We start from the raw sequence: 13783 nt of genomic DNA, 5'->3' as shown, positions 1-13783 counted from the left end.
AAAAAAATAAATAACACGCCAGTTCATGATACTCATTGGCAAGCCAGCACCTGAAAAGCCCCAAAAACGCATTAAATGCGCTTAAGTTAATACCAAAGAATGATCAACTCATACGAACATACCTCCGAAAAACCCCTAGGCATAAGTGACTCGCCTATTCATTCCGTTATTATTCGATCAACGCTGAAAAAACGACATACCGTCGTTTTTATGCGCTCAACGCGATACCGCTCCGTTTGGAATTGACACTCCCGGTTTGATACCTCCTTTTCAAAGCGGGCTTTAGCGCTCTTTTTACCGAAAGAGCGCTTTTTTTATCAATACGAAGTTGCGCATTTTTTTATAACCGAATTACACAAATGCAGCGCACGCGCTCGCTGTGTGAATTCAACAGGCAAACGCCGAGGTGATTCATGGGTGAATACCGAAGATTATGGTGGATTTTGATCGGCATTCTTGGGGTCACGTTCTGCCTGCTGGGCTGGTTTGGGCGCGAGATCTATCGCCAGGCGCCACCGATTCCCCAATACATACAGAGTGTCGACGGCCACACGCTGTTCAAGGCCGATGACATTCTGGATGGGCAAACGGCCTGGCAGAGTGTCGGTGGCATGCAGCTGGGATCCATCTGGGGGCACGGCGCGTACCAGGCACCGGACTGGACGGCAGACTGGTTGCATCGCGAGTTACTTGCCTGGCTCGAACTGGCGGCGACTGACAGCTATGACAGACCCTATGCCGAGCTGGGTGAAGAGCAACAGGCCTTTTTACAACATCAGCTCAAGCGTGAGTACCGCAGCAATCGCGTGATTGACGGCACGTTGGTACTCAGCGCTCGCCGCAGCCAGGCAATGGAGCAGACAGCAACGTATTACGATGCCCTGTTCGGCGGCGATCCCACCCTGCACAGCAGCCGTCAAAGCTTCGCGATGAAAGAGGTAACCCTGCCGGACCCTGCACGGCGCAAGCAAATGACCCGCTTCTTTTTCTGGACAGCGTGGGCAGCCGCGACCGAGCGAGACGGCCAGAACGCCACGTTTACCAACAACTGGCCTCATGAACCCCTGATCGGTAATACACCGACGGCCGAAAACATCATCTGGTCGATGGCCAGTATCATCATGCTGGTGGCGGGAGTGGGCTTCCTCGTTTGGGCGTGGGCGTTTTTACGCAAGCACGACGACGCTGAACCCGTTGCACCCGCCCGAGACCCCATCAGCCTGGTGACCTTGACGCCCTCGCAGAAAGCCTTGGGCAAGTACCTGTTGCTGGTCGGCGCCCTGTTCGGGTTTCAAGTGATGATGGGTGGATTGACAGCCCACTACACCGTCGAGGGGCAAGATTTCTACGGGATCCCGCTGTCCAAGTGGTTCCCCTACTCCCTCACTCGCACGTGGCATCTACAGAGTGCGATGTTCTGGATCGCCACCGGCTTTCTCGCCGCCGGGCTGTTCCTTGGCCCGATCATCAACGGCGGAAAAGATCCGCGGTGGCAAAAGCTCGGCGTCGATCTGCTGTTTTGGGCGCTAGTGGTGGTCATCATCGGCTCTTATTGCGGCAACTTTCTCGCCATCGCCCAGTTGTTGCCAGCCGAGTGGAGTTTCTGGCTTGGGCATCAGGGCTATGAATATGTCGATCTGGGCCGGCTGTGGCAGATCGGAAAATTCGCCGGTATCGTCTTCTGGCTGGTGCTGATGTTGCGTGCCATGGTCCCCGCGCTACGCAGCCCGGGCGATAAAAATCTGCTGGCGCTGCTCGCATGCTCGGTGGTTGCTATCGGCCTGTTTTACGGTGCCGGACTGTTTTATGGCGAACGGACTCACCTTTCGGTAATGGAGTACTGGCGCTGGTGGGTGGTGCATCTGTGGGTCGAAGGTTTTTTTGAAGTTTTTGCTACCAGTGCGCTGGCATTCATCTTCACCAGCATGGGCCTGGTCTCGAAGAGAATGGCGACGACCGCCACGCTCGCGTCCGCGTCGTTGTTCATGCTCGGCGGTGTACCCGGCACGTTTCACCACATCTACTTCTCCGGGACTACTACGCCGGTCATGGCCGTAGGGGCGACATTCAGCGCTCTGGAAGTCGTGCCACTGATTCTGCTGGGGCATGAAGCCTGGGAAAACTGGCGTCTGCGCGACCGCGCCCCGTGGATGGAACGCGTGCGTTGGCCATTACAGTTTTTCGTGGCCTGCGCCTTCTGGAACATGCTAGGTGCCGGAGTCTTCGGTTTCCTGATCAACCCGCCAATCGCGCTGTTCTACATACAAGGTTTGAACACCACCCCGCTACATGCCCACGCTGCCCTGTTCGGTGTCTATGGCTTCCTGGCGCTGGGGTTTGGCTTGTTGATCCTGCGCTACATTCGCCCCGACCTGCGGTTCAACAATCGCCTCATGACCGTTGGGTTCTGGTGGCTGAACGCGGGCCTGCTGCTGATGATTTTCACCAGCCTGCTGCCCATCGGCCTGATGCAGTTCTACGCCAGCGCCAGCCAGGGTCTGTGGTATGCACGCAGCGAAGCGTTCATGCAGCAAGACTTGATGCAGACGCTGCGCTGGATGAGAACCATTGGTGATGTGGTGTTCATGGTGGGTGCCTTCGCCGTCATTGCACAGATCACTCGCGGGTTAATGTGGACGTCGTCGAAAGCGCTGGTGAGTGAGGCTGTGTAACGGTCCAGCGGTAAATGGGCGTCGCCCCTCGGCGACGCTGACCGCGACGGTCAACCTGCGCCATTGTTAAAGGGAAAAAACATGCTGCTCACGCGACTTTGCAAACGTTTCCTGGAGTCAGACCGGCTGGCGTTTATCGCCTCTGTATCGGCGGCAATCACCATCTCCGTCATCAATCTTTTGATTGACTCGGATCTCGCGCATGCCGTGCTCTACATCACCCTGTTGTTCATGTCGGCGCATGTTTTTTCGATCCGAATAGTGACCATTGTCGCGCTGTTCTGCTTCCTCCTGGTCACCGGCAGTTTCATCATCGATTACTTCTACCAAGCCACAGGCAGCATTGTTGGCTACATCAGGTGCCTTGTCTCGCTGGTGACCATCACCTTGCTGACTGTACGCAGCAAATGGTCGACCAATGAATTGCGCCGCAATCAGGCTTTTCTGACCGGGGCGCAACGTTTGAGCCGGACCGGGAGCGTCGGGTTGCGCTTCGATCACGGCCAATGCAAAGAAATACGCTGGTCCGAGGAAGCCTTTCGCATCTACGGTTACCCTCGGGATATCGAGCCGTCCTGGGCGCTGATGACGGCAAGGCTGCACCCGGAAGATCACTTGCTGGCTGGCGGACTGTTTACCCGACTGGCGGCCGGGGTGCCGGACATTGAACTGGAACAGCGCTTGATCATGCCGGATGGCAATTGCCGCTACGTGCAGATGGTTTTTAACGCCATCAACCTGAGCAATAGCGCCCATAGTCGCGAGTACGTGGCGGCGGTGATGGACATCACCTCGGAGCGCCAAGCCGAGCAGGCGTTGTTCGACTCCCGAGCTCAACTGGCGCATGTCACCCGGATGACATCGCTGGGTGAACTCGCCGCCTCCATCGCCCATGAAGTGAACCAGCCGCTGGCAGCGATCGTTTCCAGCGGAGAGTCGTGCATGCGCTGGATCGACCGTGATAAACCGGAACTGGAAGAGGCAAAGTTGTCTCTGAATCGCATCATCCAGAGTTCGATGCGCGCCAGTGACGTCATCACCGGCATCCGTGCGTTGTCGAAGAAGTGCGTTCCACAACGTCAACATCATGCCTTCGACAAAATCGTGACTGACACTCTGCTGCTGGTTCAGCACGAGATGAGTCATAAACACATCAAACAGCATTTGTCGCTGGATGCCGCCGACGCTCGCATCAATGGCGATCGCGTGCAGTTGCAACAAGTCATCATCAATCTCGTCATGAACGCCTGCCAGGCCATGTGCAATCTGAGTGAAGGAGCGCGCTCGCTGAACATTTGCACGAGGGTTGAGCGCAACGAAGTGATCATTGAAGTCAATGACAGCGGCGAAGGCATTGATGTCGCCGATTTACCGTCACTGTTCAACCCGTTCTATACCACCAAGGCTGAAGGGCTGGGCATGGGGCTGTCTATTTGCCGCTCGATCATCGAATTTCATGACGGCAGGATCTGGGCCACGAGTATCAAGGGACAAGGCGCTACGTTTATGTGCGCCTTGCCACTGCTCTTGCCAGAACCAGTACTCGAAGTTGTTCTGCGGCTTTTCGGCATTGCGAACCCAAAGATCTCTGCCGATCCGATCACCTGTGGACAGGGGCGCAATACGGAACGAACCCCAGCCGCCACCTTTTGATATTTACTCCTACGAGCCAGCAGAGGCCTGGTCGCGGGTTTTCCACAGCGACAGCAGCACACCGCCCAGCAGAAGCGCTAGGGTTACGCTCAGGGAAATGACTGCTGGAATCTTGCCGATGATGCCGACCAGGAAAATCTTGCCACCGATAAACACCAGCACCAGTGCCAGCGCGTACTTGAGGTAGGCGAAGCGGTGGATCATCGCCGCCAGGGCGAAATACAACGCACGAAGGCCAAGAATGGCGAAGATGTTCGAGGTGTAGACGATGAAGGGGTCTTGGGTGATGGCGAAGATCGCCGGCACACTGTCCACGGCGAACACCAGGTCGGCACACTCGATCAGCACCAAGGCTAAGAACAACGGCGTCGCCCAGACCAGGGGCTTGCCGCTGGCGTCCGCCTGACGGACAAAGAAGCGCCCTTCATGCAGTTGCTCGGTCACCCGCATGTGTTTGCGCAGGAACTTCACCAGCAGGTTATCGCTAAGGTTGGGCTGGGCATCGACCTTGCTGAACAGCATCTTCACTCCAGTTAACAGCAGGAAGATGCCGAACACATACAGAATCCAGCTGAACTCGGCGATCAGCGCCGCACCCAGGCCAATCATGATCGCGCGCAGCACGATGACACCCAGAATGCCCCAGAACAGCACCTCGTGCTGATACTTACGCGGGATTGAGAGGAAGCTGAAGATCATCGCCATCAGGAACACGTTGTCCATCGACAACGATTTCTCGATCAGAAAGCCGGTGTAGAAATCCATCCCGGCGTCTCCGCCCTTGACTTGCCAGACCCAGAGGCCGAACAGCAAGCCAGCCGTGATATAGCCAGCAGACAGCAGCAGACTTTCAGTAACGCCGATTTCTCGCTGCTCACGGTGGAGAACCCCGAGGTCGAAGACCAGCAGGCCTATCACGATGCTTATAAAGACTAGCCACAACCAAGTGGCGGTGCCGAGGAACTCGGCCAGGAAGAACGGTTCTAGGGCAGTCATGAGCCCCTCCTCTAAGTGTCGAAGTTATACAAACTGCAACTCCGACATGGCAGCGGGTAGCTGTCAGAGGGGCCCGGCATTGCGAGTTCAAATCTAGAGAGGCGCGTGCAGTTTCTCAATCACACAAGAGTTGCAAGTTATTTCAAATCGGTAGGTCGTAGCGGAAGTCGGAGTGCCGATAGGCAGAAATGATATATGCATCCAGAGAACCCTTAACAGAGCCTGGCTCCCTGGCTTTTTTTGTTGCCGAACTTAGCGATTAAATGAGCCTGAATATCCTATAAGCATCTCAAGCTTCCGGGGACTCAGTCATCGCGACTCCTTTGCGCCCCAGTTGTCCCTCGAATGGATCACCAGGTAGCTGTCGACGGCATCGTCAATGGTGGGAAAGAATGCCGTTTCGCCAAGTCGCGCGAATAGACCGAATCGCTTCAGCTTGTCTTTGACCGGGTCCTTCATCTCGGCCATGCACAACTTGATGCCTGCTGCGCGCAGGGTTTCGTCCAGCTCCAATAGCATGTCGGAAGAAGTGACGTCGACACTGGTGACGGGTTCCGCTGCAACGACTAACCAGCGCACGGGCGTTGGCGATGCCGCCACTGCGTCCAGCACGCGGTCATTGAACAGCTCGGCGTTGGCGAAAAACAACGGCGCATCCCAGCGAAACAGCACCAGGCCGGGGATGAGGCTTGCGTCGGGATAGCGCTGGATATCGTGGTAGCCCTTGACCCCCTTGGCTTGTCCCAGCACTGCGGAATACGGCCGCCAACCATCCCACAGAAATTCGATGACGGCGACCACGATGGCCAGTCCGATGCCCTCGATTGCGCCGAACACGGCCACGCCGACAGTGCAGACGATCGACAACCAGAACTCCCAGCGCTGGATGCGATAAATGCGTCGCAGGTCAGCGACTTCAATCAGACCGATGGCCGACGCGATCACCACCGCTGCCAATGCACTGCTGGGCAAACTCTGCAACAGGTCCGGCCCCACCATCAGCAGCAGGGCCACGGCCAATGCGCCGACAACGCCGGTCAACTGGGTTTTGGCGCCCGCAGCTTCGGCGACAGGGGTACGAGAGGAACTGCTACTGATCGGAAAGCCTTGAAAAAATCCGGCCGCCAGATTGGCAAAACCGAGCCCTGCCATCTCCTGGTTCGGATCGACGTGGGTTCTGGTCCGTGCTGCATAGACACGAGAGAGCACACTGGTGTCGGCGAACGACACAAGTGCGACGGCGCAGCCGCCGATGAGCACGGGGATAATATCGGCTCGGGTGATCCAGGGGATGGTCAACTCCGGTAAACCTTGTGGAAGCGAACCGAGTACCGACACTCCCGCGCGTGTACCAAGGTCCAGCATACCGACAGCGACAGTGGCGCCTGCCACTGCAATCAAGATGCTCGGCACGCGTTTGTAATCCTTGAGTAGCAGGATCACGATCAAGGTGGCTGCGCCGATCATGAATGCGGTCCAGTTGGTCTTTCCTTCCATCACCGCAGTGACGACAGCCCATATGTTTCTCAGCGGGCCGTCTGACTCAATCGAAAAACCGAAGAGCTTTGGTAATTGGCTGATGAGTACAGTCAGCGCGATGCCGTTCATGTACCCGTAACGGATCGGTTTGGACAGCAACTCCGTAATGAACCCTAAGCGCATGATACCCGCCAGGATGCACACCGTTCCTGAAACGATCGCCATCATGCCCGCCAGTGCGATGGCGCGTTGTGGATCGCCGCCCGAAAGGGGCAGGACGACCGCGAGAATAACGGCGGCCAGTGAAGAATCCGGGCCAAGCACCAGAATTCGGCTGGGCCCAAACAACGCATAAGCGATCAGAGGAACGATGGTCGCATAGAGGCCATAGATGCCGGGCACGCCCGATGCCACGGCGTAGGCGATGCCAACGGGCACCAACATCGTGGTGAGCACCAACCCGGCCATGATGTCGTGACGCAACCAGGCAACCCGGTACCCGCGTAGCGTGCGAAGTCCAGGAAGCCAGCGACCCCACCCGGTTTCGTTACCGACACCGCGACGTGCAATCCGGCCCGGTTCAGGGACGGGAGGCAAAGAATCCGAATTGCTCATAGCGCTGTGGCCTGCGGTAATGTGATTAGACAGTAGCTCAATCAGGCAAATTGTCCCGTCCTGATGCCCGATTCCGAGGGGGCGAATGCCGGGGTCGGTAGCTGCCAATGATGAAATGCAGCTAACGGCCAAGCGGACATCCGCCAAATGTCCACCGGCAGTGAACACGCGCTGGTCGCTGGTTTCGGCATTCGGCAAATTCGCGCGAAAAAGACGGCTAGACAGTCGGCACCGTTCCGCCGTCGATGACAAACTCACTGCCCGTGATAGATGAAGCTCGAGGCGAAGCCAGAAAGCCAATCAGGTCGGCAACCTCTGACGGCGTCGATGGGCGCCCGAGCGGGATGCCCCCTAGTGCGTCCATGATGATCTGCTTGCCGCCTTGATAGTCAGTCCCTGCCTCCTGCGCGAGTCGCTCGGCCAATGCGACCGAGGCTTCGGTTTCAACCCAGCCCGGCGAAACCCGGACAACACGGACGCCTTTGGGCGAAACCTCTTTCGATAAACTCTTGCTGTAAGTCGAAAGCGCAGCCTTGGCCGCTGCGTAGGCTGTCGTAGCGTCCGGCAGAGGCAGCCGACTCTGGATGGAGGTCACGTGGAGGATGACCCCTTCCTTTCGCTCCAGCATATCCGGGAGCAAGGCACGATCCAGGCGCACGGCCGGAAACAGATTCAGATAGAGCTCACGTTGCCACTGCTCTTCGTCCAGTGCAGCGAAGCCGCCGCCAGGTGCCGACGAACCACCCAGGACATGGATGATGATGTCCACACTGCCCAGTCGCTGTCGGGTCGCGGCGATGACTGCATCACAGCCTTCCCGGGTCGAAAGATCGGCCAGAACCAACAGGCCATCCGGCAGGGCACTGTTTGGCTCCCGAGCAGAGGTAATCACCTTCGCGCCCTCGCCCAGGAACAGGTCGACCACGGCCTTCCCGATGCCCTTGGTGCCTCCGGTGACGAGGACTCGCTTACCACTCAAGCCAAGGTTCAGCATGGCGTGATCTCCAAGGAGGCTATGCGATCGCTCTCCAGCGTGAAGACGTGACTCATCTGAACCGGGCTACCGGGAAAATGGCCGGTAAGCCGTGCAATGACGGTCAGCCTGCCCTCTCCCTGCATTGCCTGCAGAGGTTGGACTTCAAAAGAGAAAGCCCGCCGGACCTCCTTCTGCCAGACGTCGATGGCCTGAATGCCTTCATGCGTTTTGTTTTCATCGAACACCCTGGCATGCGAGCAGAAGCAGCTCGCAAGTTGTGATAGGTCGCCGCCATTGCTGACATCGAAGTACGTCTCAACGGCGACGGGAAGCTGAAGGCTCATTTGCTGATCTCCTGGATGGATTACCTGGAGTGATCTTGCGACCTGACTGATAATTTGCTCAACTGGGATAAACTTTATGACCTATCCCATAATCCAGGACAATTCATGTCAGACCCTCGTTTAGGCCTGAGCGAGCTGGACGCTGTTATAGCGGTTGCCCGCAGGGCTTCGTTTCGACAAGCCGCCATCGATCTGAATGTCTCAACCACCGCGTTAAGCAGCACCATCGCTAAACTGGAAGCAAGCCTCGAAACGCGGTTGTTCAATCGCACGACCCGCAGCGTGGCCGTCACCGAGGCCGGCAGGATTTTTCTGGAGCAGGTGGGGCCGGCCCTGCAGGATTTGCGCGCGGCGCTCGACGCGGTGCGATCTCACAATGCCGGCCCTTCGGGTACGCTGCGCATCAATGCGTTCGCCAGCGCTGCTCGAGCAGCACTCCTGCCACTGGTGGTGGAATTCTTGCGGCATCATCCGAAGGTACACATCGACCTTGTCACCGAAGGCCGCCTGGTGGATATCGTCGCTGATGGCTTCGATTTCGGCGTACGTTCCGCGAGCCTCGTGCCGAGCGATATGATCGTGATCCCCCTCGGCCTGCCGCAACGGTACGCCGTGGTCGGTACACCGGCGTACTTCGACCAATACGGCAGGCCACGGACACCGCCTGATCTGCTCAACCATCGGTGCGTGCGTGTCCGTCTGCCCAATGGGGCGATTTTCCCGTGGCATTTCGAGCGAGATGGAGAAGTGACCAGGCTCGATGTGAACGGGCCGCTCACGCTTGATGAACCAAGCGTCGTCAAAGCAGCGGTGCAGGAAAGCATGGGGCTCGGCTTTTTCATGGAGCAGGACGTTCGGGATGAAATCGAGGCCGGACAGTTCGAGCAGGTATTGGAAGATTGGACGCCGCCCAGAGACAAGCTCTGCCTGTACTACCCGAACCGCCGCAACCCCTCCGCCGCGATCAAGGCATTCATCGCCCTCGCTCGCGCCAATCCGGCCGCCAAGGATGGACCCGCGTAAACGTCGCCCATCGATTGTACAAACGAGCCTCACACACCGATTAACCTGGCGCTACTCGGCATCAGGCGATCAAACCCAGCGTCAATCCTTTCAGGGTCGCGGCGGCTCGGGTCGAGCATTCCAATTTGCGAAATATGCTTTCCATGTGGGTGCGAACAGTGCTCGGACTGATGTCCAGCAGTCGCGCCACCTGCTTGTTACTAGCGCCACGGCTGATTTCCAGGAGCACGTCACACTCGCGTGCGGTGAGTAACGAGCCCTTCGGCTGATGAGCCCGCCGCTCGCCACGGGCAGCGGCGATAACCGCGTCACAAACATCCTTGTCGAACAAGCCACCGGCGGCATCCTGTGCGAGCAGTCTGGCCGCCTCCGATTCGCCATAGGCCGTCCTCCATGGCCGGGCTTCCCTTAGTGCGACCCAGGCCACGGAGGTGGCGAACAGTCGGTGCTCGGCACACAGTGCATCACCCATCACGCCTCGAAAATAACCACTGCCATTCAGCCGTTCGTAAGCATGGGCTGCAATCTCCGCAGACACGGCCAGCTCACTGATAGGCCTCAGCGCCTGCTGCGTCCAGTAGGGGACGAGGTGCACCCGCTCCACGGCGCTATAAGAAAGCGCCCCGGCGGTATTCCAGAGCTGGTTGGAAACGGCTGCCCGGCCGAGACCGTAAACGAGCGCTGCCTTGCCGATCGCAGTCAGGGAGGGTTCATCTAGCCCCCACGAACGTGCAGCCTCCATCGCGACATGCGCCACCCGTCGCGAGTGCCCCGCCAGCCAGGGTAGCTTCAAGTCAATCACGTCCCCCACTAATGTCAGCGAGACCGAACGTTCGGCCTGCGCGTCGGCCGGGTGTTGCGAGAGGCCTTCCAGGTCTGCCAGCCACTCCCTGGCGTTATCCATGAGCAACGACGCGAGGGAGGCGGGATAACGCCGATCCGACTGGTCGCGAATCCAGCGCAGCGCCGCGTCGAGGCCATGTGCTCGACTGAGAATATCCAGATCACCTGCAAGCACCACCTGATAGGCGACCTCCGGAATGTGTTCATGGGTCAAGCCCAGCGGTCGGCCAGTCCCATCGTAGGTTTCGAATACGCCGCACAAGCCGGCCTCGACAGCGGCACCCAGTTCGAGGGTTCTCGCGACTTCGCCAGAGACCTCGCAGTGCACCACGGCAAGCGGGACCGCCTGATGCACCGCGTTCATTTTCTCTTTGCTCAGGGTCAGATCGAGCATCGCACGGCGGCCATCGACGTCATCACCCAGCAAATTTGCAAACCCTTCGGCGTTGGCGGTGCAACCTGACCAGCGCAGCAAGGCGACCTGCTCCGCTACCCTCTGATGCTCGCCCTCGCCGTGTGCGGCCTGCGCCAACCTCCGCGCCAGTGCGGCAACGCGTCGGGAATGCCCGAGAGGCTGTCCCATGCTGAGGTCCCCGACCTGGCCGATCGCCCGCAAAGCTCCGCTCAATGAGATGTCCAGGTGCAACGCGCTATCCATGAAAAAATGCCTTGGGTCGGATAAATGACCGATGCCCACGAAGCAGGCCAGTCAGCAGAATTTGAGCTCCCACACAGGAGCTGATGCAATGAAAACATTCAGATCGAAAGCCGTCACCGTCGCCTTTGCCCTTGCAAGCACATTGGTCGCGGGTGTCAGTCAGGCCAAAGATACAACGCCTTCGGTGGTCATCGTACACGGCGCATTCGCCGACGGCTCCGATTGGGCCAAGGTCGTGCCGCTTCTTCAGGCCAAAGGGGTTGCAGTTTCGGTCGTGCAAAACCCGCTCACCTCGCTTGCCGACGACGTCGCCGCGACGCAAAGAACCTTGAACAATCAGCCAGGCCCGGTCGTTCTGGTCGGTCACTCCTGGGGCGGCACCGTGATTACTCAGGCCGGCAGCGACGAAAAAGTCCGCGCCCTGGTGTACGTCGCCGCCTTCGCGCCTGATGCCGGTCAAACAAGCGGCGAGCAAGGAAAAGGCGCGCCCACGCCTCCGGGCATCAGCCAGATCAAGGCTGACGGCAACGGTTTCCTCTACTTGACGCCAGAAGGCATGGCAAAGGACTTCGCCCAGGACCTCCCTGCGACGCAGACCGCCGTGATGACCGCGACGCAAGGCCCCATCAAAGCCTCCGCGTTCGAGGATAAAACGACCGTTTCGGCCTGGAAGACCAAACCGTCGTGGTATCTGCTCGCCACCGAGGACCGGATGATCCATCCCGATGTCCAGCGCTCTGCCGCCAAGCGTATCGGCGCCACCCTGGCGGAGCTGCGCACCAGCCATGTCCCCCAGCAGTCGCAGCCAGCCGAAGTGGCCAAGGTGATTCTCGAGGCAGTGAAAAAAGTCGGCGAGCAGTGATTGCTGCGTGCGGCGCCACTAATAACCCAGAACTCAACCGCTGCATCGATACGGAACGGACGCATGAATCATCTGAGTGAGCGCAACTACGACTTCATCGTGTGTGGCGCAGGCACGGCGGGCTGCGTGGTTGCTGCCCGCCTTGCCCAACAGTCCAACGCACGCGTGTTATTGATTGAAGCAGGCAACGAATACAACGGCCCAGAGGTTGTAGAACCCGCGCAGTGGCCGCTGAACCTCGGTTCGGAGCGCGACTGGGCATTCGAAGGACAAGCCAATCCCCACCTCAACGGTCGTCGTCTTTCCTTGAACATGGGCAAGGGGCTCGGGGGTGGATCCAGCATCAACGTGATGGTCTGGGCACGCGGGCATCGATCGGACTGGGATCACTTCGCTGCCGAGTCCGGCGACGCTGCCTGGGGATACGATTCGGTACTGGATTACTACCGGAGAATCGAGAACTGGCACGGCAGCCCGGATGCCGCACGGCGGGGTTCTGGTGGCCCCGTGCATGTCGAGCAGCCGGCTACGCCTCAGCCCCTCGCCAAGGCAATACTGGAAGCGGCCAGCCGTCTCGGTATTCCCCGATATGACAGTCCCAACGGCGCGATGATGGAAGGCCCGGGCGGGGCCGCGATCACTGATCTGCGCATCAATCAGGGCAGGCGCGAGTCCGTTTACGATTCCTATATCCGGCCACTGCTGAACCAACCGAATCTGACGGTTCTCACCGGCGCATTGGTGGCCCGTGTTCTTCTTGACGGCTCACGGGCGGTCGGTGTCGAAGTGATCATCGAAGGGCAACGCCACTGCTTCTATGCCGAAGCCGAAGTCGTCTTGTCCCTGGGCGCGGTGAATACGCCCAAGGTGCTCATGCAGTCAGGAATCGGCCCGGAGCGCGAACTGCGCACCCATGGCATCGTTCCGATCAGTCACCTTCCCGGTGTGGGTCAGAATCTTCAGGACCATATTGCCTTTGCCTGTACCTGGGAATACTTGCGCCCCCAAGCTGTGGGCGGCGGTGGTTGTGAAACCACTGTGTACTGGAAAAGCGACAGTCGCCTGGACGCCCCAGACCTGCTGCACTGTCAGCTTGAATTTGCGGTGCCCTCCCCGGCAGAAGTGGGTATCCCGCCGCCGCAACAGGGTTGGACGACGTTCGCAGGGCTGGCCAGGCCTGTCAGTCGAGGGCGCTTGCGCCTATCGGGCGCCGGACCATTGGATGCACCGCTGATTGAGCCGAACTCGCTGAGCGCACCCGAGGACATTGCGTCGGCGTTTGCGTCGATCGACCTCTGCCGGGCAATCGGAAACAGCGAAGCCTTCAATGGGTTGGTAAAGCGCGAGGTGGTCCCCGGGCCAAAAGATCACCGCGCCATGGAGCAGTTCATGCGCAATTCTGCAGTGTCCTACTGGCACCAGTCCTGCACCGCGAAAATGGGCCGAGATGCGATGTCGGTGGTCGACCATCAACTCCGCGTGTATGGCATCGAGAAACTGCGGATCGCCGATGCCTCGATCATGCCGCGCATCACCGTTGGCAACACCATGGCTCCTTGCGTCGTCATTGGCGAGCGAGCCGCCGATCTCATCCTCGCGGCGCATGGAGTGATCGCTCCGGTCACAGCGCCACTCGGATAAGGCAATGAGAACACTGACAGC

10 protein-coding genes are annotated in these 13783 nt (G+C 58.8%); 5 read left to right on the top strand and 5 right to left on the bottom strand.

The genetic code is table 11. The features are described 5' to 3' along the window. The first annotated feature begins 413 nt into the window (after nucleotides 1-413). Both B7L09_RS00340 and B7L09_RS00335 read left to right on the top strand, forming a co-directional pair. Nucleotides 414-2672, top strand: coding sequence for a nitric-oxide reductase large subunit (locus B7L09_RS00340; RefSeq protein WP_010460778.1), 2259 nt, complete (start codon nucleotides 414-416; stop codon nucleotides 2670-2672). An 81-nt stretch (nucleotides 2673-2753) separates the two neighbouring features. Further along, nucleotides 2754-4325, top strand: coding sequence for a sensor histidine kinase (locus B7L09_RS00335; RefSeq protein WP_094467284.1), 1572 nt, complete (start codon nucleotides 2754-2756; stop codon nucleotides 4323-4325). Nucleotides 4326-4334: 9 nt separating this feature from the next. Here the strand turns inward: B7L09_RS00335 and B7L09_RS00330 are convergent, their stop codons facing one another. The 4 genes from B7L09_RS00330 to B7L09_RS00315 all read right to left on the bottom strand — a co-directional run bounded on the left by B7L09_RS00330 (nucleotide 4335) and on the right by B7L09_RS00315 (nucleotide 8735). Next, nucleotides 4335-5321 (bottom strand): TerC family protein, encoded by a 987-nt coding sequence (locus B7L09_RS00330; protein ID WP_094467283.1) that lies wholly within the window; start codon nucleotides 5319-5321, stop codon nucleotides 4335-4337. A gap of 309 nt (nucleotides 5322-5630) precedes the next feature. Further along, nucleotides 5631-7415, bottom strand: coding sequence for a SulP family inorganic anion transporter (locus B7L09_RS00325; RefSeq protein WP_094467282.1), 1785 nt, complete (start codon nucleotides 7413-7415; stop codon nucleotides 5631-5633). Nucleotides 7416-7632: 217 nt separating this feature from the next. After that, nucleotides 7633-8409, bottom strand: coding sequence for an SDR family oxidoreductase (locus B7L09_RS00320; RefSeq protein WP_010460786.1), 777 nt, complete (start codon nucleotides 8407-8409; stop codon nucleotides 7633-7635). After that, entirely contained in the window at nucleotides 8403-8735 is a 333-nt protein-coding gene (locus B7L09_RS00315; RefSeq protein WP_010460787.1) for a nuclear transport factor 2 family protein, read from the bottom strand. Before B7L09_RS00315 ends, B7L09_RS00320 begins: the two co-directional genes overlap by 7 nt. Before the next feature lie 105 nt (nucleotides 8736-8840). Between B7L09_RS00315 and B7L09_RS00310 the strand changes: the two genes are divergently transcribed. Further along, nucleotides 8841-9758 carry a LysR substrate-binding domain-containing protein gene (locus B7L09_RS00310; RefSeq protein ID WP_010460789.1) on the top strand — a complete coding sequence of 306 codons (918 nt, stop codon included), beginning with the start codon at nucleotides 8841-8843 and terminating at the stop codon, nucleotides 9756-9758. Nucleotides 9759-9819: 61 nt separating this feature from the next. Here B7L09_RS00310 and B7L09_RS00305 read toward each other — a convergent pair whose 3' ends face one another. After that, on the bottom strand, nucleotides 9820-11259 hold the full coding sequence (locus tag B7L09_RS00305; protein ID WP_010460792.1) for an HD domain-containing phosphohydrolase: 1440 nt from the start codon (nucleotides 11257-11259) through the stop codon (nucleotides 9820-9822). A gap of 88 nt (nucleotides 11260-11347) precedes the next feature. On the opposite strand from B7L09_RS00305, the gene B7L09_RS00300 reads away from it, so the two are divergent. Together B7L09_RS00300 and B7L09_RS00295 are read left to right on the top strand one after the other, a co-directional pair. After that, complete coding sequence (locus B7L09_RS00300) at nucleotides 11348-12121, top strand: alpha/beta hydrolase (protein ID WP_010460794.1); 774 nt, start codon at nucleotides 11348-11350, stop codon at nucleotides 12119-12121. 63 nt (nucleotides 12122-12184) lie between these two features. Next, complete coding sequence (locus B7L09_RS00295) at nucleotides 12185-13762, top strand: GMC family oxidoreductase (RefSeq protein ID WP_010460795.1); 1578 nt, start codon at nucleotides 12185-12187, stop codon at nucleotides 13760-13762. Nucleotides 13763-13783: the final 21 nt, after the last annotated feature.

Origin of the sequence: Pseudomonas mandelii (assembly GCF_002251635.1) — a bacterium.
Taxonomy (GTDB): Bacteria; Pseudomonadota; Gammaproteobacteria; order Pseudomonadales; family Pseudomonadaceae; genus Aquipseudomonas; species Aquipseudomonas mandelii_B.
This window is presented reverse-complemented; position numbering and strand designations above follow the sequence as displayed.

Coding starts and splice junctions, on each gene's coding strand:
- B7L09_RS00340 (WP_010460778.1), top strand. CDS start 414: ATGGGTGAATACCGAAGATTATGGTGGATTTTGATCGGCATTCTTGGG.
- B7L09_RS00295 (WP_010460795.1), top strand. CDS start 12,185: ATGAATCATCTGAGTGAGCGCAACTACGACTTCATCGTGTGTGGCGCA.
- B7L09_RS00315 (WP_010460787.1), bottom strand. CDS start 8,735: ATGAGCCTTCAGCTTCCCGTCGCCGTTGAGACGTACTTCGATGTCAGC.
- B7L09_RS00305 (WP_010460792.1), bottom strand. CDS start 11,259: ATGGATAGCGCGTTGCACCTGGACATCTCATTGAGCGGAGCTTTGCGG.
- B7L09_RS00325 (WP_094467282.1), bottom strand. CDS start 7,415: ATGAGCAATTCGGATTCTTTGCCTCCCGTCCCTGAACCGGGCCGGATT.
- B7L09_RS00320 (WP_010460786.1), bottom strand. CDS start 8,409: ATGCTGAACCTTGGCTTGAGTGGTAAGCGAGTCCTCGTCACCGGAGGC.
- B7L09_RS00330 (WP_094467283.1), bottom strand. CDS start 5,321: ATGACTGCCCTAGAACCGTTCTTCCTGGCCGAGTTCCTCGGCACCGCC.
- B7L09_RS00310 (WP_010460789.1), top strand. CDS start 8,841: ATGTCAGACCCTCGTTTAGGCCTGAGCGAGCTGGACGCTGTTATAGCG.
- B7L09_RS00335 (WP_094467284.1), top strand. CDS start 2,754: ATGCTGCTCACGCGACTTTGCAAACGTTTCCTGGAGTCAGACCGGCTG.
- B7L09_RS00300 (WP_010460794.1), top strand. CDS start 11,348: ATGAAAACATTCAGATCGAAAGCCGTCACCGTCGCCTTTGCCCTTGCA.